Annotated in this window: 9 protein-coding genes; 4 read left to right on the top strand and 5 right to left on the bottom strand. The window is 66.3% G+C overall.

Annotation, left to right across the window (positions count from 1 at the left end; all coding sequences use genetic code 11):
- The first annotated feature begins 97 nt into the window (after positions 1 to 97).
- Positions 98 to 1,108, top strand: a complete 1,011-nt coding sequence (gene gap, locus IFT60_RS03515; RefSeq protein WP_192049560.1) for a type I glyceraldehyde-3-phosphate dehydrogenase — start codon at positions 98 to 100, stop codon at positions 1,106 to 1,108.
- Between the two features lie 74 nt (positions 1,109 to 1,182).
- On the opposite strand, the gene map is transcribed toward gap, so the two are convergent.
- The 3 genes from map to glnE form a co-directional block, all read right to left on the bottom strand.
- A complete protein-coding gene (map, locus tag IFT60_RS03510; protein ID WP_192049558.1) occupies positions 1,183 to 1,947 on the bottom strand; it encodes a type I methionyl aminopeptidase in 765 nt (254 codons plus the stop codon).
- Positions 1,948 to 2,054: 107 nt separating this feature from the next.
- On the bottom strand, positions 2,055 to 5,003 hold the full coding sequence (locus tag IFT60_RS03505; protein WP_229510670.1) for a TonB-dependent receptor domain-containing protein: 2,949 nt from the start codon (positions 5,001 to 5,003) through the stop codon (positions 2,055 to 2,057).
- Between the two features lie 278 nt (positions 5,004 to 5,281).
- Complete coding sequence (glnE, locus tag IFT60_RS03500; RefSeq protein WP_192049554.1) at positions 5,282 to 8,020, bottom strand: bifunctional [glutamate--ammonia ligase]-adenylyl-L-tyrosine phosphorylase/[glutamate--ammonia-ligase] adenylyltransferase; 2,739 nt, start codon at positions 8,018 to 8,020, stop codon at positions 5,282 to 5,284.
- Between the two features lie 176 nt (positions 8,021 to 8,196).
- Here glnE and IFT60_RS03495 point away from each other — a divergent pair, with 176 nt between their 5' ends.
- The 3 genes from IFT60_RS03495 (at position 8,197) to tldD (ending at position 14,948) form a co-directional block, all read left to right on the top strand.
- Positions 8,197 to 12,372: a YhdP family protein gene (locus IFT60_RS03495; RefSeq protein ID WP_192049552.1), complete on the top strand. Its 4,176-nt coding sequence runs from the start codon at positions 8,197 to 8,199 to the stop codon at positions 12,370 to 12,372.
- 4 nt (positions 12,373 to 12,376) lie between these two features.
- A complete protein-coding gene (locus tag IFT60_RS03490) occupies positions 12,377 to 13,174 on the top strand; it encodes a carbon-nitrogen hydrolase family protein (protein ID WP_192049550.1) in 798 nt (265 codons plus the stop codon).
- Positions 13,175 to 13,487: 313 nt separating this feature from the next.
- Positions 13,488 to 14,948, top strand: a complete 1,461-nt coding sequence (gene tldD / locus IFT60_RS03485; RefSeq protein WP_192049548.1) for a metalloprotease TldD — start codon at positions 13,488 to 13,490, stop codon at positions 14,946 to 14,948.
- A gap of 236 nt (positions 14,949 to 15,184) precedes the next feature.
- Here tldD and IFT60_RS03480 read toward each other — a convergent pair whose 3' ends face one another.
- Positions 15,185 to 17,869: a TonB-dependent receptor gene (locus tag IFT60_RS03480; RefSeq protein WP_192049545.1), complete on the bottom strand. Its 2,685-nt coding sequence runs from the start codon at positions 17,867 to 17,869 to the stop codon at positions 15,185 to 15,187.
- A gap of 157 nt (positions 17,870 to 18,026) precedes the next feature.
- Entirely contained in the window at positions 18,027 to 20,888 is a 2,862-nt protein-coding gene (locus IFT60_RS03475; RefSeq protein ID WP_192049543.1) for a TonB-dependent receptor, read from the bottom strand.
- Positions 20,889 to 21,299: the final 411 nt, after the last annotated feature.

Raw genomic sequence — 21,299 nt, 5'->3', positions numbered from 1 at the left:
CCCGCCCACGCGTTCAACCCAGGTACGCATCGAGATGCCGCGTGCTGTTGAGCGCACCCTGCCTGCTAACGGTTTTTTTTAATCAGGAGCAAAAAGTATGACCATCAAGGTTGCCATCAACGGCTACGGCCGTATCGGCCGCAACATCCTGCGCGCTTTCTACGAAGGCGGTAAAAAGCAGGATATCCAGATCGTTGCGATCAACGACCTCGGCAATGCCGAGTCGAACGCCCACCTGACCCGCTACGACACCGCCCACGGCAAGTTCCCGGGCACCGTGACGGTCGAAGGCGACACTATGATCGTCAACGGCGATCCGATCCGCGTGTTCGCACAGCGCAATCCTGCGGAAATCCCATGGGGCGAGCTGGGCGTCGACGTCGTGCTGGAATGCACCGGCTTCTTCACCACCAAGGAAAAGGCCTCGGCCCACCTGAAGGGCGGCGCCAAGAAGGTCATCATCTCGGCACCGGGCGGCAAGGACGTCGACGCGACCATCGTCTTCGGCGTCAACCAGGACGTGCTGAAGTCGACCGACACCGTCATCTCGAACGCATCCTGCACCACCAACTGCCTGGCCCCGCTGGTCAAGCCGCTGAACGACGCCATCGGCCTGGAAACCGGCCTGATGACCACCGTCCACGCCTATACCAACGACCAGGTGCTGTCGGACGTGATGCACGAAGACCTGCGCCGCGCCCGTTCGGCCACCCAGTCGATGATCCCGACCAAGACCGGCGCCGCCGCCGCGGTCGGCCTGGTGCTGCCTGAGCTGAACGGCAAGCTGGACGGCTTCGCGATCCGCGTGCCGACCATCAACGTCTCGCTGGTTGACCTGTCGTTCATCGCCAAGCGCGACACCACCGTCGACGAAGTCAACCAGATCCTGAAGACCGCGTCGGAAGGCGCCCTGAAAGGCATCCTCACGTACCAGACCGAACCGCTGGTCTCGATCGACTTCAACCACAACCCGGCATCGTCGAACTTCGATTCGACCCTAACCAAGGTCTCGGGCCGCCTGGTGAAGGTGTCGTCGTGGTACGACAACGAGTGGGGCTTCAGCAACCGCATGCTCGACACCACCGTCGCGCTGATGAACGCGAAGTAATCGGCACGCAGTCATCTGCAAGCTTGCATCAACAATAAACCCGCCATCCGGCGGGTTTTTTCATGTGCGGGTGCTTACGCCTTCGGCCAGGGCGTCAGGATCTCGAAGCCGTTGCTCGTCACGGCGATCATGTGTTCCCACTGCGCCGACAGCGACCCGTCGCGCGTGACCACGGTCCAGCCGTCGTCGAGCTGGGCCACTTCGTCGTCGCCGGCATTGATCATCGGCTCGACGGTGAAGGTCATGCCTTCCTTGAGCAGCAGGCCGGTGTTCGGGCGGCCGTAGTGCAGCACCTGCGGGTCTTCGTGGTAGACGCGGCCGATGCCGTGGCCACAATAGTCGCGCACCACCGAATAGCCGGCGGCTTCGGCGATCTTCTGGATCGCATGGCCGACGTCGCCCAGGCGCGAACCCGGGCGCACGGTGCGGATGCCCGCCATCATGCATTCGAAGGTGGTGTCGACCAGGCGTTTCGCTTCCGGGCTCGGGGTGCCGGCGTAGTACATGCGGCTGGTGTCGCCGTGCCAGCCATCCTTGATGACGGTGACGTCGATGTTGACGATGTCGCCATCCTCCAGGATTTCCTTTTCGCTCGGGATGCCGTGGCAAACCACGCCGTTGACCGAGGTACACAGCGTCTTCGGGAAGCCGTGGTAACCGACGTTGGCCGGCGTTGCCTTTTGCACCTTGCGGATGTACTCGTGGCAGCGGCGGTCGAGTTCTTCGGTGGAGACGCCGGGGACGACGTATTCCGTGATCATTTCCAGGACCTCGGCTGCCAGGCGGCCGGCCACGCGCATCTTCGCGATGTCCTTGTCGTTCTTGAGTTTGATTGCCATAAATAAGAATGTAATCGCTGGACGGGGACGCCAGCTTGTCTCCTATGATAACCGGGAATAAAAAAACGCCGGGCGAGCCGGCGTTTTTAGTTCCCGGAAGGGGAGGATCAGAGCTTGACGCGGATACCTGCGTACCAACGGCGGCCGATCGGATCGTAGGTACCGGCATCGGTTTCGGCACCGGTGTCGCTACCCGGCATGCCCGAGACGATTGCCGGCGGCTTGGTGTCAAACGCGTTGTTCAGACCGAAGTACAGCTCGGTACCTTTTACGAGCTGGTAGGACGCCTGCAGGTCGGTATAGGTACGCGAACCGAACTTGAACGAGCCTGGCGTCAGGCCAATACCGGTCAGGTACTGGTCGTCGAGTGCCGAACGGCCGATGTAGGTCGCGGTCGCGCTGACGCTGACGTCGTTCCACTTGTAGCCGATGTCGAACAGCGCCTTGTTCTTCGGCGCGCCGATTTCACCCGCGAACGGATCGCGGTCGGCACCCGGCAGCGGGACGACATAGCCTTGCTTCACGTAGGTATAGGCCAGCTTGGTCGACAGGCGGCCCGGGCCGACGCGATCGTTCCAGGCGGCGGTCAGGTCGATACCTTCGGTCGTGAAACCACCGGTGTTCGACACGGCGGTGTCGACCAGGTCCAGCGAACCGGCGCTGTTGTTGCCGGTGGCCGCAGGACGGCGGGTGATGAACGAGCACAATGCCGGGTTCGAGCCGCTGTAGCAGCTTTCCAGCGCGTACTGGCGTGGGGTGCTCAGGATGGCGTCGGCGATCTTGATGTTGAAGTAGTCAGCCGTGAAGGTGACACGCTTGAGCAGTTCGATCGAACGCGGGGTCCAGACCACGCCGAAGGTGGTCGAACGGCCTTTTTCGGCCTGCAGATTCTGGTTGCCGCGGTTGTAGCCGCTGACGCCCTGTTCGTCGGGCTGGGTCAGGGTGAACGCGCCGTTGGCGGCGATGTTCGCCCCCACGCCCGGGGCGGCACGGCACAGTGCGTCGTACTGGCCGCTCGAGGTCGCGGTCACGCCAACGCAAGGGTCGATCAGGCCAGACGGGAAGTCCTGGCTCGGCGCCTGGTACAGCTCGTTGATGTTCGGCGCACGGGTCGACAGCGAACGGGTGCCGCGCAGCTTGACGTCGTTCACGACCGTCCACTCGGCGCCGGCGTTCCAGCTGTTGGTGCTGCCGACCGACGAGTAATCGCCATGGCGGAAGGCGCCCAGGAAGTTCAGTTCCTTGACGAACGGCATGTCCTTCAGCAGCGGCACACGGGTTTCGAGGAAGATTTCGCGGACGCTGAATTCGCCTGCAGTCGGCGGCGTCGCGTTGCCGGCGTTCAGGCCGGCCTGGGTCAGCGCGTCCGGCACGGCGCTCGAGAATTCCTTGCGCCATTCGACGCCAGCCGCCACACCCAGCGGGCCGGCCGGCAGATCCCAGACTTCGCCGTTGATCTGGCCGCCCGCCATTTTCTGGGTGGTGCGGGTCAGCAGCGAGCCCGGCGCGGTCACGTATCGCAGCGCTTCCGGAGAAATCGTGTTGAAGCCGAAGACGTTGATCGGCACGCAACCCTGTGTGCGCGCATCGGCGCTGGCGCAGACTGGCGCACCGCCGTTCTCACCCGGAATCGCCTGCAGCGCCTGGGCGAAGTTCAGGACATTGACCTGGCCGGTCCCTTGCTGGGCTTCCTTGGTCTGGCCATAGCCGCCGTAGACTTCATAGTTCCAGGTCTTCCAGGCGTCGAATTCGCCCTTGACGCCGGTGACGAAGCGGAAGGTGTCGCGCTCCGCGGTGCTGCCGCGGGTACCCACTTCCGACAGGCGGCGGGTGAAGTAATAATCAGGGATGCCGTCGCCATCGTTGTCGCTGATGCGGTCGTACAGGTATTGCGGCACCAGCGGGTTCCGGACCAGGGTGCCGTTGACCAGCGAGCCAGCCGGCACCTGGCCGCCAGTCGACGGGAAGATGTCTTCCGCGCCCAGGGCGAACGGTTCGATGGTGGTGGACACGTGGGACGAGGCATAGGTGCCTTCCATGAAGGCACGGGTCTTCTCGTTGATCTTCAGTTCGCCGTTGGTGGCGAACAGGTAGCGCTCGACCGGCACGGCGATCGAACGGAACTCGTTACGGTTGAAGCCGGTGGCCACGCCGCCGTTGGCGCCGTTGGTGTTCACCGGAATGACATTGCCGGCCCTGTCGTAGGTGAAGCTGCCGCTGTCAGGATAGAACGTACCCTGGGGAGCATAGCTGGAGTAGAAAGGACGGGCAACCGTGAAGCCGCCGAGGGACTTGGAGTAGCTGGCGTTCTGGTCGACAGCGGAGCGCTCGCGGTCGCGCGACCACACCTGGCCTTCGCGCGAGTAGCCCAGGTGGCCCATCAGGAAGCCGTCGTCGTTGCTGGTGCCGAAGGTGGCCGAGAACTTGCGCTTCTTGTCGTCGTTCTTGGTGCTTTCGCCCAGTTGGGCATCGAGCATGATGCCGTTGAAGCTGCGCTTGGTGATGATGTTGACCACGCCGGCCACCGCGTCGGAGCCGTAGGCTGCCGAGGAGCCGCCGGTCAGGAGTTCGACGCGCTCGATGAAGTCGGTCGGGATGGAGTTGAGGTCGACTGCGGATTCGCCCGGGATGCCCGACACGAAACGGCGGCCGTTGACCAGCACGAGGGTACGCGAGGTGCCCAGGTTACGCAGGTCGACGGTGGCCACGCCCACGCTGGCGGTCTGGAAAGCCGAGTTGGTGCGGCTGATTGCCGGCGAGCCCATGGTCGGGTTGTCCAGCAGCACCTGCTGCAGGTTGGCTGCGCCCGAAGCGGCGATGTCGGCTGCCGACAGCACCTGCAGCGGCGATGGCGAATCGGCATTCGGCGAGGCGATGCGCGAACCGGTCACCTCGATGCGCTGCATGGGTGTTTGCCCCTCGGCCGCCGCGGCGGCCTGTTGCTGCGCAGCGCCGCTCTGGTTCTGGCCTCCCTGCGTCTGCATCTCTTGCGCGTACGCGGTGCTCATGCCGACAGCCAGGCCGCTCAGGCAGATCACACGGATCGACCGGGACAAAATTGTTTCCATCATTTTGCAACACTCCTCAGTAAAAAATCAGTCAAATCTGTGAGCAAGCCACCGGCCATATTTCTATACCGACCCCACCCGTATTCTTTGCACAATGGTTTTGTGCAAAACGCAACCGGGCAATAGAATCATTCCAGCTATAAGCTTGTCAATTGGACCGACATTCAACTTTGGAAATGTTGCAAAATTGCATAAATAAAAAAGCCTTCAATTGTGTGCACCTTGACGGTGCACTTGCTACGAGTTATTTCTATTGAGGACTTCGTTCACGAAAAGCAGGCATCCCACAAGCGGCGCACCTGTTCGACGTGACGCGCCACCAGGGCGCTCTCGACCCGTGCTTCCTGTCCCTGCAGCCGGCGCTGGTGCTGCAGCTTGCGCATCGCCCGGTAGGCGTCGGCGGCGCCGGCGGCCAGCGTCGCATCGATCAGGCCCGCTTCGGCGAAACGGTGCAGCAGGTTGATATTGCCTGTATTTAAAGTCATTTGCGGGTACGCCGCGGCGTAACGCAGCACCAGGTACTGGACGATGAATTCGAGGTCGATCATCCCGCCAGCGTCCTGCTTCAAATCGAACAATTGTGTCCGGTTCGGCATCGCATCGTGCATGCGCTTGCGCATGTTGAGCACCTCGGCCTTCAGCTGATCGGCTTGCGCGCTGCGGTCGCGCCGCAGCACGTCTTCGCGGATCGCTTCGAAGCGCGCGCCGATCGCCGCGTCGCCGGCGCAGAAACGCGCGCGCGTGAGCGCCTGGTGCTCCCAGACCCAGGCCGCATTCTGCTGGTAGCGCTCGAAGGCCCCGAGCGAGCTGACCAGCATGCCGCTGGCGCCGTCCGGACGCAGCGCCGTGTCGATGTCGAACAGGATGCCGGCCGGGGTGTGCGCGGTCATCCAGGTGATGAAGCGCTGGCCGAGTTTGGCGTAATTCGAGGGCGCCATGTCGTCCTCGTCGTCGAACAGGAAGATGACGTCGAGGTCGGACACGTAGCCGAGTTCCTTGCCGCCGAGCTTGCCGTAGGCGATGACGGCGAAGCGCGGCTCCTCGACGTGGCGCGTGGCGATCGTCTTCCAGGCCCAGCGTACCGTGGCGTCGACCACGACGTCGGCCAGCGCCGACAGGTGGTCGGCCAGGCGCTCGACCGACAGTTCGCCGGCCAGGTCCAGCGCCAGCAGCCGGAACAGCTGGGCGTGGTGGGTTTCGCGCAGGATGTCGAGCTGGCGTTCGGTGTCGCCCAGCGCCTCTTCCAGTGTGGCGTCGAGGATGGCCGCGAGCTGGGCCGGCTCGTCGATGCCGCCGCGGTCGTCGAGCAGCTCGTCGAGCAGGATCGGGTGCAGGGCGAGGAAGGTGGCCGCCCAGCCGCTGGCATGCATCATGCGGATCACGCGCTCCAGGGTGTGCGGATATTCGGACAGCAGCGACAGGTAGGCCGAGCGGCGCGCGATCGCCTCCAGGAAATCGAGCAGGCGTCCAAGCGTGGCGCCATGGCTGCCCACGCCTGCTTCGGCCACCACGGTGGCCACCAGCGGCAGCGCCAGGTTGACCAGGGCCAGCAGGCGCGCGCGGCTGGCGTCGGGCAGGCTCTGCATGCGCGGCGCGGCCCAGGTCGTGGCCAGGCGGCGCGCGCCGTCGGCGGGATCGTCGAAGCCGAGGGTCGCCAGGTGGGCCGTGACGGCGGCGACCGCCTCGGGGTCGGCGGCGATGGCGTCGAGCTCGGCGCGCTCGTCGTTCGGCGGCGCGCTCCTGTCGGCGAACATGTCGTCGAATTGCGCGGCCACGAAGGCGCGCTGCTCGTCGAGGCGGGCGAGCAGGGTGGCGACGTCCGGTAAACCCATCATCTGCGCCACGAGCAGGCGGTCGGCGTCGTTCGGGGGCAGGGTATGGGTCTGGGCGTCGTCCAGGTATTGCAGGCGGTGCTCCAGGTTGCGCAAGAAGGTGTAGGCCTCCAGCAGGCGCTCGACCGTGTCCGGCGTCATCAGCTCGCGCTCCGCCAGCAGGCGCAGGGTGGCGCGGGTCGAGCGTTCGCGCAGGGCCGGGTCGCGCCCGCCGCGGATCAGCTGGAATACCTGGGCCAGGAACTCGATCTCGCGGATGCCGCCGCGCCCGAGCTTGACGTTGTTGCTGCGGTCCGGATGCAGGCGCTCCTGGCGTTTTACTTCGGCGCGGATCTGGGCGTGCAGGTTGCGGATGGCGTCGATGATGCCGAAGTCCAGGTAGCGGCGGAACACGAAGGGGCGCACGATCGCGTCCAGCGCGGCGATATCGTCCCCGGTCCCGGTCACGGCGCGCGCCTTGACCCAGGCATAGCGCTCCCATTCGCGCCCCTGCACGATCAGGTATTCCTCGACCATGTTCAGGCTGGCCGCGAGCGGCCCGGAATTGCCGTTCGGGCGCAGCGCCATGTCGACCCGGAAGGTAAAACCGTCTTCGATGACTTCCGACAGGGCGCCGATCAGGCGCCGCCCGAGGCGCACGAAAAACTCGTGGTTCGACAACTCGCGCTGGCCGGCGCCGGCGGCCGTTTCGCCGTCTTCGGGGTAGACGAAGATCAGGTCGATGTCGGACGAGACGTTGAGTTCGCCGCCGCCCTGCTTGCCCATTGCCAGCACCATCATTTCCTGGGCGCGCCCCGATTCGGCGCCGGTCGGCATGCCGTGCGCCGCGACCAGCTCGGCCATCAGGTCGGCCAGGTGGGTGCGGATGGCGAAGTCGGCCAGGCCGGTCATGGCGCTGACGACTTCATCCAGATCTGACAGGCCCGTCAGCTCGCGCCGGATCAGGGCCGCCAGCAGCAGGTTGCGCAGGCGCCGCATGGCGCGCGGCAAGGGAATCCCGGCGCTTAGCTCGTGCGCCAATAACGCGCCGAAATCCGGGCAAGCCAGCGATAATTGCGCCAACTGGGCGACGCGTTCTTCACGGCCGGGGGCGGCGGCGATCCAGCGTTGGTAGAAGCGCGAGACACAGGGAGAAGCAGACGGAGGGGCACAAGTGGAAGCGGCTGGGGTCATCGGGTAGTCCTGCACGGGTGGAAAAGCGTTCCGGCAGGCAGCATGCGGTAGAATTGCCCGCCGTGCTGCCCCGGTCAGCAGGATGGTTAAGGTAGACGCCGCAATCCTAGCATGCGCTCTTCTTTCGACAAATTTGTTCAACATGCTTACGGCGAGCCTTTTTTATTAGCACCTTGATGCAACATCCGGAACCGCAGGCGCCCGCGGCGCCCGTGCCGCTGGCAGAGCGCTGGCGGCGGTTGCGTGCCGCCTATCGGGTTTGCAACCTGGCTTCGCATCATGTGCTCGGCTTCGTCGTCAAGCTGACGCTGCTGGTCTATTTCGGGCTCGGCATCCTGTTCCTGGCGCTGCGCTACGCGATCCTTCCCAACATCGACCTGTACAAGGGCGACATCGAGCGCGCCGCCAGCCGCGCGCTCGGCAGCCAGGTCGCCATCGCCCGCATCGATGCCAGCTGGAGCGGCCTGAACCCGTCGCTGCTGCTGGGCGACGTCACGCTGACAGATGGGGCCGGGCGCCGGCTGCTGGCGCTGCCCTCGGTGGCGGCCACCTTTTCCTGGTGGAGCGTGTTCGCCGCCGAGCCGCGCTTCGAGACGCTCGAACTGATCCGGCCGCAGCTGGACGTGCGCCGCGGGCGCGATGGCGTGATCCAGGTGGCCGGCATGCGCATCGATCCGAAGGGAGACAAGGGCGGTCCCGGCGGCGACTGGGTGTTTCGCCAGCGCGAGATCGTCATCCGCGAAGGCCGCGTCGACTGGACCGACGCCCAGCGCGGCGCGCCGCCCTTGCGCCTGCGCGAGGTCGGCGTGGTGCTGCAGAACCACTGGACCAGGCACAAGTTCGCCCTGAAAGCCACGCCGCCCGCCGAACTGGCCCAGCCGCTCGACGTGCGCGCCAGCTTCACCCATCCGCGCTTTGGCGGGCGGGCCTCCGACGTCGCGCTCTGGCGCGGCGAGCTGTATGCCGACCTGCGCGAAGCGGACCTGGCCGGCTGGCGCCGCTATGTCGACTATCCGTTTGCGCTGACCCAGGGCCGCGGTTCGCTGCGCGCCTGGATGACGCTCGACCAGGCACGCCTGGCCGGCTTCACCGCCGACCTGGCCCTGGCCGGCGTGGCGGCGCGCGTGAAACCCGACTTGCCGCCGCTGCAGCTGGCGCGCGTCTCGGGCCGCCTGTCGGCCCAGGAAACCCTGTTGCCGGGGAAAGAGGACGGCAAGCCGACCTTCGGCGCCAACGGCCACACCGTGAGCCTGGAAAATTTCACGGTGGCGACGGGCGATGGCCGCGTGCTGCCGCCGGCCACGCTGACCGAAACCTTTACGCCGGCGCGTGCGGGAAAACCGCAGCGGGTGTCGATCCAGGCGCGCGAGGTCGACCTGGCGGCCCTGGCCGAGCTGGCCGCGCAATTGCCCTTGTCAAACCTGCAGCGCCAGGCGCTGGCCGACTTCGCGCCGCGCGGACGGCTGCTCGATTTCTCGGCGTCCTGGGATGGCCAGTACCCGACGCTCGCCGGCTACCGGGTCAAGGGGCAGGTAGCCGGGCTCAGCCTGCAGCCGCAGGCGGCGCGCGTGCTGGTTGCGACCGACAAGCCCGCGACCGCGACCGCCGTGGTGCAAGCGGCCATGCCGGCGCTGCCTGGTTTCGACAACCTGTCGGGCAGCATCGACGCCACCGACAAGGGCGGCAGCATCAGCATCGACGCCAAGGCGCTGGCGCTGCACATGCCGGCCTGGTTCGCGGAGCCGTCCATGTCCCTCGACCGGCTGGCGCTGGGCGCGCGCTGGACCTACCAGCCGCAGCAACAATTGCTGGTCGAAGTCGACAAGCTCGAATTCGCGCAGGGCAGCCTGCGCGGCAACCTGTCCGGGCGCCACCTGCTGCCCCTGGGCCCTCACCATGGTCCCGGCGTGGCCGACATCACGGGCACGCTCGACGGCTTCCAGATCGCCCAGGTCGGGCGCTTCCTGCCGCTGACCACGCCCCCGCACCTGCGCGACTGGCTGAGTTCGGCGCTGCAGGGCGGCATGCTCAACGACGTGCGCCTGCGCCTGCGCGGCGACCTGGCCGAGTTCCCGTTCCGCGCCGATAGCGCGTCCGCGCGCGCGCGCGGCGAATTCCGCGTGGCCGGGCGCTTGAACAATGCCGTGCTCGAATACGCGCCGGGCCACCGCACGCCGGAGAACAAGCCGGCCTGGCCGCTGGCCGAAAGCATCAACGGCAGCATCGTGTTCGACCGCGCGCGCATGGAAATCCATGGCGAGACCTTGCGCACGCTGGGCCTGGACCTGGCCAACGTCAGGGCCGTCATCCCCAACCTCGGTTCGCACGAGATGCTGCTCGATATCGACGGCACGGCCGCCGGCGCGCTGCAGGACTTCCTGCGTTACGTGGCGGCCAGCCCGGTGCCCGGCTGGATCGGCCACTTCACCGACGACACCCAGGGAACCGGCAACGCGCGCCTGGACCTGAAGCTGCAGATGCCCCTGGCGAACCTGCACGAGACGAAGGTGCAGGGCGCCCTGCAACTGCAGGACAACACCGTGCAACTGTTCCCCGACCTGCCGCCGCTGCAGGGCGCGGTCGGCAAGGTCGAGTTCAGCGAGCGCGGCGTGAACCTGAACGGGATCGGCGCCAACTTCCTCGGCGGGCCGCTGGCGCTGGTCGGCGGCACCCAGCGCGACGGCTCGATCGCGATTCGCCTGGCCGGCACCCTGTCGGCCGAGGGCATGCGCCGCACCGCGCCGGTGCCGGCAATGGCGCGCCTGGCCGGCCGCCTGTCCGGCAGCACGCGCTATGGCGGCGCGATCACCGTGCGCGACCACCAGTTGATGGTCACGGTCGATTCCAACCTGAGCGGCCTCGGCCTCGAATTCCCGGCGCCGCTGAACAAACCCGAGGCAGCCGAATTGCCGCTGCGCTTTGTGCTCAATGGCGCGCCCGCCACGCCCGAGGGTGTCGGGCGCGACGAACTGCGCCTGTCGCTGGGCAGCGCGGTGGCCGCGCGCTACGTGCGCAGCCGCGCGCCGCACGGTGCCTGGACGGTCGAACGGGGCGGCATCGGCGTCAACCTGCCGGCGCCGGAACCGGACGAGGGCATGATGATCAACGTCGACATGAAGTCGCTGAATGTCGACGCCTGGCTGGCGGCGGGACGCGCGATCGCCGGTGAAGGCGAAGTGGGTAGTACAAGCGGTGCACCGTCCGCGGCGGGCGGGCCGAATTTCGCCCAATATGTGCTGCCGACCACGATCGCGGCGCGCGCCTCGGAATTGTTCATCAACGAGCGCCGCATGGCCGACGTCGTGGTCGGCGCCTCGCACCGCGGCAGCGCCTGGCAAGCCAACATCCATTCGCGCCAGGCCACCGGCTACCTCACCTGGAGCGAAGGGCAGGGCCAGGGCCTGGGCAAGGTCACGGCGCGCCTGGCCTCGCTCGTGATCCCGGAATCGCAGGCGGCCGAAGTGAAGGAACTGCTCGAATCGAACCGCGGCGCCAGCGCCACCATCCCGGCACTCGATATCGTGGCCGAGCGTTTCGAACTGTTCAACAAGCAGTTCGGGCGCCTCGACCTGCAGGCGAGCAACGTGCAAGCCCTGGCGGGCAGGGAATGGCGCATCGACCGCCTGTCGCTGACCAATCCCGACGGCCACCTGAAAGCGACCGGGCGCTGGCTGACCAAGGATGGCAAGAGCAATACCGGCATGAATTTCACGCTCGACATCCTCGACGCCGGACGCCTGCTCGACCGCCTCGGCTTCCCGGAAACGCTGCGCCGCGGCAAAGGCAAGCTCTCGGGTGATCTGTCTTGGAACGGCTTGCCGTATGCGCTCGACATTCCGACGCTGTCGGGACAGATCGAGCTGAACGTGGGCGGCGGCCAGTTCCTCAAGCAGGACCCGGGCGCGGCCAAGCTGCTCGGCGTGCTCAGCCTGCAAGCGCTGCCGCGCCTGTTGAAGCTCGACTTCCACGACGTGTTCTCGGAGGGCCTGGCTTTTGATGGCATCAGCGCCAACGCCATGATCACGCGCGGCGTCGTCAAGACCGACAACCTCAAGATGCACGGCGTGGCCGCCACCGTGCTGATGGACGGCACCGCCGACATCGCCAACGAGTCGACCGACCTGCGCGTGGTCGTGATCCCGGAATTCAACCTCGGCACCGGGCCGCTGGTGTATGGGCTGGCGGTGAATCCCGTCATCGGCCTCGGTTCCTTCCTCGCGCAACTGTTCCTGCGTGCGCCGGTGATGAAGGCGCTGACGTACCAGATGCGCATCACGGGGCCGTGGAAATCGCCTACCATTACCAAACTCGACAACCCGCCGCCGCGCGCGGCCGCCAAAGCGAAGGAATAAGCCCATGACCCGCGTCGCCGCAGTCCAGATGGTGTCCACCCCCGACGTCGACCAGAATCTCGCCAGCGCGCGCCGCCTGGTGGCCGAAGCCGCCGCCACCGGCGCCACCCTCGTGGCCCTGCCCGAATACTGGCCGATCATGGGCATGAGCGACACCGACAAGGTACGCCAGGCCGAGCCGGAAGGCGCCGGCCCGATCCAGGATTGCATGGCCGAACTCGCTCGACTGCACGCCATCTGGCTGATCGGCGGCACGCTGCCGCTGCGTTCGCACGAATCGGGCAAGGTGCTCAACACCACCCTGGTCTACGACCCACAAGGCGCCGCGGTCGGGCGCTACGACAAGATCCACTTGTTCGGCTTCAACAAGGGCAGCGAATCCTACGACGAGGCGCGCACCATCGTGCCGGGCGAAGCGGTGGGCAGCTTCCAGGCCCCGTTCGGGCGCGTCGGCCTGTCGGTCTGCTACGACCTGCGCTTTCCCGAGCTCTACCGGGCGATGGGCGAATGCGCGCTGATCGTGGTGCCTGCGGCCTTTACCCACACCACCGGCAGCGCGCACTGGGAAGTGCTGTTGCGGGCGCGCGCGATCGAGAACCAGTGCTACGTGCTGGCCTCGGCCCAGGGCGGGACCCATGCGAACGGGCGGCGTACCTTCGGGCACAGCATGCTGGTCGATCCGTGGGGTGAAGTGAAAGACGTGTTGCGCGAAGGGGAGGGCGTGGTGTCGGGTGAGCTCGATCCGGGTTTCCTGGCGTCGGTAAGGGAAAGCCTGCCGGCGCTAAAGCACCGGAAATTATAAAGAAGCCCGGAGCGCTGAGGTAACGTAGGGTGGGCTCCCGAGCCCACGCGTTCGTGTCCCGGCATACCGCACGGTGATCGGAAGCGAACCGGCTCGCACACCGTGGTCATCACTCTTCGCAAATGTTGCGGCATGCATCCGCACGTACGCGTGGGCACGAGTGCCCACCCTACGGTACGCGACTGCCTCCGGCGCGATCGGATTCGCATAGCGTGCACATTCATACCACCTTGCGCCAACACCCGCGTTCGCACCGGTACGATCCGTATAGATATGGCACAATGCCCGCATCCACACGAGACCCACACGCAAAATGACCCCATTCGAACCGAACCTCTCCTCCCTGGCCGTCGCGCGCGACGTGCTACTGACGCCGTTTGGCCTGGACGAAGGCAAGTTGCTGCGCACGCTGGGCACGATGTTCACCCACAAGGTCGACTATGCCGACCTGTACTTCCAGTTCACCAAGAGCGAGGGCTGGAGCCTGGAAGAGGGCATCGTCAAGACCGGCAGCTTCTCGATCGACCAGGGCGTGGGTGTGCGCGCCATCTCGGGTGAGAAGACGGCCTTTGCCTATTCCGACGAAATTTCCGAATCCGCGCTGCTGGATGCCGCCGCCGCGACGCGCACGATCGCACGCGCCGGCGCCGGCCGCGTGAAAGTCGCGGGCGTGACGACGCCGACCGGCGGGCGCTCGCTCTATCTGCCGCGCGACCCGCTCGCTTCGCTCGACGCCACCGCCAAGGTGCGTTTGCTCGAACGCGTCGAAAAGATGGCGCGCGCCAAGGACCCGCGCGTGGTGCAGGTGATGGCGGGCCTGGCCGGCGAATACGACGTGGTGCTGGTGGTGCGCAGCGATGGCGTGCTGGCCGCCGATATCCGCCCGCTGGTGCGCGTGTCGGTCACCGTCATCGCCGAACAGAACGGCCGCCGCGAAACCGGTTCCTCGGGCGGCGGCGGGCGTTTCGACTACGGCTATTTCGACGACGAGATCCTCGAGCGCTACGCCGACGAAGCGGTGAAATCGGCGCTGGTGAACCTGGAAGCGCGTCCGGCCCCGGCCGGCCCGATGACGATCGTGCTCGGACCAGGCTGGCCCGGCGTGCTGCTGCACGAAGCGGTCGGTCACGGCCTGGAAGGCGACTTCAACCGCAAGGGCTCGTCCTCGTATGCCGGCATGATCGGCCAGCGCGTCGCGGCCAAGGGTGTCACCGTGGTCGACGACGGCACGCTGCAGGACCGCCGCGGTTCGCTGAACATGGACGACGAGGGCAATCCGACCCAGTGCACGACGCTGATCGAGGACGGCATCCTGCGCGGCTATATCCAGGACACGATGAACGCGCGCCTGATGAAGATGCCGATCACCGGCAATGCCCGGCGCGAGTCGTTCGCCCACCTGCCGATGCCGCGCATGACGAATACCTACATGCTGGCCGGCGACAAGGACCCGGCCGAGATCCTGGCCTCGGTCAAGAACGGCCTGTACGCGGTCAACTTCGGCGGCGGCCAGGTCGACATCACCAACGGCAAGTTCGTGTTCTCGGCCAGCGAAGCCTACATGATCGAAGACGGCAAGATCACCTATCCGGTAAAGGGTGCGACCCTGATCGGCAACGGCCCGGAAGTCATGAACCGCATCTCGATGATCGGCAACGACATGGCGCTCGATTCGGGCGTGGGCGTGTGCGGCAAGGAAGGGCAGAGCGTGCCGGTCGGTGTGGGACAGCCGACGCTGCGTATCGATGGCGTGACCGTAGGCGGCACGGCGTAAAGCGTGCTGCTGCAATGAACGAATGCCCGGCGCTGCCGGGCATTTTTTTGGTCCATTGATACGTATGTGCTTGACGTAGGGTGGGCGCCCCTGTGCCCACGCGTTACATTGGCGTGACGCATGCGTCCGCGTGGGCCCGGGGGTCCTACGCGGCCCGGCCCACCCTACCGAATTCGCGGATTCATACGTGCGTTGAACGCGTGGACGGCAGAGCTGTCCACCCTACATCCCTTCGATTAGAACTTGTAGGTCAGCCTTGCATACACCGTCCTGCCGAGCGGATCGGCGTAGCGCGCATCGTAGCCCAGCTGGAAGTTGGTGACCTGGTTGGTGAAGGGCGGCTCTTCGTCGAACAGGTTCTTGATGCCGGCCGTCAGTTCGAACATCTTGTTGCCCGTAAATGTGGTGGACAGCGCCCAGGTCGAGTAGTGATCGACGTTGTTGGCGAACTCGGGGGCGACCGAGGTGTTCTGGTCGACGTAGTGCGACATGTAACGGTTCGACAGGTTGAAGGTGTAGTCGCCTTTCACCAGGGTCAGCAGCAGGTTGTGGCGCCAGCGGAACACCGGGGTGGCGTCGGCATAGCGGCCGGCGTTCTGGGTAAAGGCGCCGCCGCGTTCGTTCTGGTAGTCGTACTTGTTGACGTAGGTGCCGTCGAGCGAGAGGCTGAGGTTGCCGAAGGGATTGCGCGGCAGGCGGTACAGCAGCGACAGGTCAAGACCGCGGGTGCGCACTTCGCCCAGGTTGCTGGTGATGTCGAGCACGTAGTCCAGGCGGTTGCCGGCGGCGTTGTAGACGAACAGGTCGCGGTAGCGCTCGAAGTTGGCGAAGATGGTCTGCTCGGCCAGGGCGGAGATCTGGTCTTTCAGCTTGATGTCCCACCAGTCGGCCGACACCGTCAGCGAAGGCAGCGGCTCGAGCACGATGCCGGCGCTCCAGGTACGCGAGCGCTCCGGCTCGAGGTTGGGGTTGCCGCCGCCGCGGATGTTCTGCTGCTGTTCGCAGACGATGTTCGGGTTGGCGCCCGGGATCGCCGTGCCGCCCGGGCACAGCACCGGGTCGTTGTAGGTGTCGGAACTGTTGGTCGTGGTTTGCGGGCCGAACAGGTCGAACAGCGTCGGCGCGCGGAAGCCCTTGTTGAACGAACCGCGCACCAGCAGTTCGCGAGCCGGCTGGTAGCGCAGCGAGACTTTCGGGTTGAAGCTGCCGCCGACGTCGCTGTAGTGGTCGTAGCGCGCCGCGAAGTTCAGTTCCAGGTCCTTGATGACCGGCACGTTGAGTTCGCTGAACACGGCGCCGATGCTGCGCTGGCCCGACTGGTCCTGGGCGTCGGCCGAGCCCGAGCTCGATGCCTGCGAGGCCAGCGCGCGGTTGACGAAGTACTTGGCGCGGTCGCGCCGGAATTCTGCGCCGATGGCGAAGCCGAGCGGGCCGGCCGGCAGCGTCATCAGCTCGCGGCTGGCGCGCGCATCGATGGCGCTGCTGTTGATGCGCGCATGCAGGTACTCGCCCAGCAGCAGGGAATCCTGCAGGTAGGCGGCGCCGGCCGGGCTTTGCGGGCCGAAGGGATTCAGGATCCCGGCGCCGACGCCGTCGATGACGCGCTGGTCGATGACGTAGCCGGCATCGAAGATGCTGCGTGCGCGCCCGAGCGAATGCGAGATCCCGGCGTTGTAGTCCCAGCCGGCCAGCGTGCCTTCGAGGCTGGCCAGCACGCGCACCGTGCTGCTGCTGTCCATGTTGATGCGTCCGCCGGTTTCGGTGGGGCGCCAGCTGATGTCGAGGTTTTCGCCGGTGAGGCCGGGGAAGGCGGGGACAATGCCCGCGCCCGGGTAGTAGGGGCTGGCGCCGGTCATGGTCACGCCGATGTTCGACAGCGGCGGCGGCGCGACGCGCGATTCGGTGGTGTTGCGGCCGAACACGAATTCGATGCTGGCCAGGTGCTCGGGGGTGAGCTGGCGGTTGAACTTGCCCATCGCGCTGTACTGGCGTGTTTTCGGGATGTTGTCGACGTACTGGGTGTAGTCGAATTCGCAGACCGGGTCGTCGCTGGCCGGGGCGGTATCGGGCGACGTTCCCGTTGCGCTGCAGCCGCTGGCGAAATACGGATTGCCGGCGATGCCGAGATCGGAAAAGAAGTTGGCCGGGAAGGTGGTGCGGCTGATCTCGTTCATGCCGCGCTCGGGACGCACGCCGGTGCGCGAGAAGCCTCGGTCGGTCGCGCGCAGGGTGCTTTGCTGGTGGTAGTCGAGCACGCCGAACATGCTGTAGCCGTCCGTGCCGAGGTCGCCCAGGCCGCCCGAGATGTTGATGCGCTGCTCGCTGCCGCCGCCGCGCCGCAGCGGCTCGTAGCCTTCGACGGTGAGGGCATTGCCCTTCACCGAACGGCGGGTGATGAAGTTGATGACGCCGCCGATGGCGTCGGTGCCGTAGATGGCCGAGGCGCCGTCGCGCAGCACCTCCACCCGTTCGAGGGCGGCGATCGGAATGATGTTCAGGTCGACCGTGTCGGCGAAATACGGGTGGTTCGCCAGGCGCCGGCCGTTGAGCAGCACCAGCGTCTTGTCGCCGCCCAGGCCGCGCAGGTCGGCGCTCGAGCGCCCGCCGGTGCCGGAGCCGACTGCGGACGAGCTGACCGTCTGGGTCTGGTTCATCGGGATCGTGTTGAGCACATCCTGGGCCGTGGTCAAGCCCTGCTTGGCGAAGTCGGCGGCGCGGATGGTGGTGATCGGCAGCGAGGCTTCCGACGCGATGCGCTTGATCGAGGAGCCCGTCACTTCGACGCGCTGGATCGGCTGGCCGCCCGTGTCCTGCGCGGGGGTGTCCTGTGCGGCGGCGAGCTGGCAGGCCAGCAGGCCCAGCCCTGCGGCAAGGCCGCCGAACAGCCGGCGCACCGTACGGGACAAGATGGTTTCGTTCATGTCGGCTCCTGAAATCGGGTTGTATGTTCTTGCCCGGGCGCGCAGGCGCGAGGCGGTGAAGTAGTCGAAGCGATGGCGTCGTCAGGCGCGCATGCGCTGCGCGGAAAAGCGGCAAGCCACGTCCGGCCATGCGGCGCCGGACGTGGCCGTTCCTGCGTCAGAACGTGTAGCGCGCCCCCAGGCTGAAGGTGCGTCCGACCGCGCCCGCATAGTCGAGCGGGTTATAGGCCTGGGCGCCGTAGGTCAACGGATCGAGCGGGGCCACCTTGTCGAACAGGTTATCGATCGTGCCGAACACTTCCCAGTTGGGGCGCGGCTTCCAGCGCGCCACCAGGTCGAAGGTCGTGAACGAGGCCAGTTCGCAACCGCTTGGCGCATCCTGCCCGTTGGCGAAGTGGCTGGCGCAGCCATCCGGGTCGCCCTTGAACAGCACGTTGTCGATCGGGCCACGGTAGTTGGCGTTGAGCGACACGCGCCAGTCGCCGCGGTCCCAGGAAGCGCGCAGGTTGACGCGGTGGTCCGGGGTGCCAATGCAGTTGGTGACGTCGCAATTGCCGTGGGTGCCGGCGAAGTCGCGTTCGCTGCCGTCGCGCTCGGTACGCAGCCACTTGTCGAGGTAGGTCCATTTACCGTCGAGCAGCAGGTTGCCGTAGCCCTCGGGCAGGCGCAGCGTATAGCGCGCGTCGACGTCGATGCCGCGTACCTTTGTCGAGGCCGAGTTGACGTAGTTCGCCACCACCGCGGTGATCGCGCCCGGGTCGCCGGGGACGCCCACCTGCGCCGTGCTCGGGTCGCGCGCCACCTGGCCGTTGGCAATGGCGACGTCGGTCAGTTCCTGGTTGATCTCGTTCTTGCGCTTGATTTGCCAGAAGTCGATCGAGATGCTGGTGCGCGGCAGCGGATCCCAGATGATGCCGAAGTTGTAGCTCTTCGAGCGTTCCGGCGACAGCCCCGGATTGGGCGAAGTGATGACCGCGATCGGGCCGGGGTCGCAGGCGATTTGTACACCCAGGGCGCAGCGCAGCGGGTCCTCGGCGGTGGAGAAGGCCGCCAGGCCGCCGACGCCGTTTTCGGCCGCGCTGGGCGCGCGGAAACCCCTGGCGAAGGTGCCGCGCAGGGCCAATTGGCGCGAGGGCTGCCACTTGACGCCGACTTTGGGCGTGTACGAATCGCCCACGTCGGTGAAATGGTCCCAGCGCAGCGCGCCGGTGACCTCGAGGCCGGGCAACACCGGCGCCAGCGCTTCGCCATACAGCGCGAACACGTTGCGCGCGCCGCTGTAGGCCGAATAGCCGAGGCCGATCACGTTGCCGCGTTCGGTGCCGGTGGTGGGGTTCAGCTCGGTCTCCTCGCGCCGCCATTCGGCGCCGACCGCGACCCCGATGGCGCCGCCGGCCAGTTTGCCGAATTCGCGGGTGGCCTTGACGTCGCCCTGGACGATCTTGGTATGGGCATCGCTGCCGATCTTCGGTGCGATCGCCGCGTACACCCCTGGACTGTTGAGGCCGGCGTTCTCGCCGATGCGCCAGACGGTGCCGGGCGGCAGCGCCGCATAGGCGGGACTGGTGGCCAGCGCCGCCGCGATGTTGGCCGCTGTCGGGTCGAGCATGGCGAAGGTGACGTCGCGCTGCAGGTAGCCGTAGCGTTCGTTGGTCACGTTGCTGCGCGAGAACAGCAACGAGGTGTCGAATTCCCAGCCCGCCACGGTGCCGCGTACGCCGGCCAGGGCGCGGATGAAGAAGGAATCGATGTTCGACTGGCGCGGACCGACGTCGCCGGCCAGGTAGCGCAGGCGCGCGGGCGTGCCGAAATACGGGTTGTCGGGGTGGGCCGCGCCGAGCTGGACGCCGGCGTTGCTGACCGGGCCGCCGGGAAAGCCGACGTTGGCGCTGACGGTATTCGGCGTGGTCGATGTGGACGTCTTGCTCGAATACAGGTTCCACTCCGTGTAGGCTTCCATCTCCGCCGGGAGCTTCCAGGTGCCGCGTCCGAACAGGCTGTAGTTCTCCTGCTCGGGCTGCATCTGGTTGTAGACCAGGGTCGAGTCGATCAGGCAGCCGCCGCCGGGGTCGCCCTGCGGGTGGCTGGTGAAGTTGGAACAGGCCGCGCCGGGAAAGGTCTGGGTGAAGCCGCTCGCCGGGTTGAGGCTGCCGCGGTTGAAATAGTCGTTCGTGACCGGGTTGCGCACGTTGCCGTTGATGGCGCTACCGGCGGCGTTGTTGCCGGTAATCGCCCCGGTGCCGCCCAGCGCCTCCTGCGCCGAGTAGCCCCAGTTGCGCAGGTCGATGCGGCCGATGTAGCGGCGGTCGGCGCGGTCGCGCAGCCAGATGTCGTTGCTGCGCTTGAACTCGAAATTGAACAGCGCGTTGTAGCCGTCGGTCTCGAGGTCGCCAATGCCGTGGGTGATGGCGAAGTTCTGCTCCTCGCCATCCCATTCCTTGCTGATGCCGAGCAGCCCGCGCACGGTGGTGCCCTTGAAGTCGCGCCGCAGGATGATGTTGACCACGCCGGCGATCGCGTCGGAACCATAAATGGCGGAGGCGCCGTCCTTCAGGATCTCGACGCGTTCGACCGCGTCGGTCGGGATCACGTTCAGGTCGGCAAACACTTTCTGGCCGTCGTCGGCCAGGCCATAGGAAGCCATGCGCCGGCCGTTGAGCAGCACCAGGGTCGAGGCGGTGCCGAGCCCGCGCAGCGAGATGCCCGAGGCGCCGGCGGCGAAGCCGTTGCCGAAGCTGGTCGGCACCGAGCCCTGGTTGTCCACCGCCAGCGTTTGCAGCAGTTCGGAGACGGTGTTCTTGCCGGAGCGCTCGATGTCGGCGCGGTTGACGGTCAGCACCGACGAAGCGGTTTCGGCTTCGGCACGGCGGATGTTACTGCCGGTGACGACCACGCGCGCCACCGGCCGCTCGGCCGCCTCCTGGGCAGCCGCCGGCGGCGGCGCCAGCAAGACCAGGCCGATCGCGCCGCCGCCCGCGAACAGGCGCCGCACGGATCGGGATAACAAGGTTTCGTTCATTTCCGAACTCCCAGAGAGATGGAGATCCCGGTCCGCGTGGCCGTGGTTGGCCTTGCATGGCCTTTCCTCAAGCATCAGCTCTGGAGAAACTGATCCAATGCAAGGAAACGTGCTGGCCGGACGGGGGCTTGAGGTGACTTTTGCATTGACGGCAACACCTTGTCTGATATCTCTCAATGGTGATCGGAGTGTGCAAAAAGCTGTCGGTTTCACGCAACCACTTGTCTGCAATCGCAGGTGCAAGCCGCCAATGACGCACTGCGACAAATTCCTTGCCAATATTCATAGCCAGGGGTTATAGTCATTTCAACCTTTCTGGGAACCTCCATGCGCCACGCTGCCTTCTTTACCTTTTATTTTTGGTTTAGCCATTCCAGCCTTCAGGCGGTGGAGTAGCGGCAGGGACACGCG

The organism is Massilia sp. CFBP 13721 (assembly GCF_014842025.1).
Lineage (GTDB): Bacteria > Pseudomonadota > Gammaproteobacteria > Burkholderiales > Burkholderiaceae_D > Telluria.
Note: the sequence above shows the minus strand (reverse complement) of the source record. Positions and strands in the feature narration are given on the sequence as shown.